The sequence below is a fragment of the Comamonas sp. A7-5 genome (genome assembly GCF_039581385.1).
GTDB lineage: Bacteria > Pseudomonadota > Gammaproteobacteria > Burkholderiales > Burkholderiaceae_C > Comamonas > Comamonas thiooxydans.
On record NZ_JBCPWO010000069.1, the window covers coordinates 1 to 304 of the forward strand.

Sequence of the window (304 nt, forward strand, 5' to 3'; positions counted from 1 at the left end):
GGCCGTCACGGTGTTCAGGGTCGCGGTCTTGATCGAAGCGTTGTCGTGTTCTGCAATAACGAGAGAAGTCATATCAACCTCTAAATTTCTTTACGTTCTGGCGAAGTCCGAGAGAGGACATCAGCCCTTGGCAGCAGCGCAGCCTGGCGAGGGACGGCCAGCAAGGGCCGCCCCGCAGCCAAGGCCGTCGTCCCCCTTTGGGGGAAGGCGCCGCAGGCGACTCAGGGGGAGTCAGATCACTTTGGCTTCATTTTTCAGCTTGTCGACCAGGGCGGCCACATCGGCCACCTTGACGCCAGCGCCA

At 60.9% G+C, this 304-nt stretch carries 1 pseudogene; it reads right to left on the minus strand.

Going from position 1 to position 304, the window contains the following annotated elements:
• Positions 1-72 (minus strand): annotated as a pseudogene (locus tag AAIL67_RS24790) (electron transfer flavoprotein subunit alpha); the annotation flags it as partial.
• Positions 73-304: the final 232 nt, after the last annotated feature.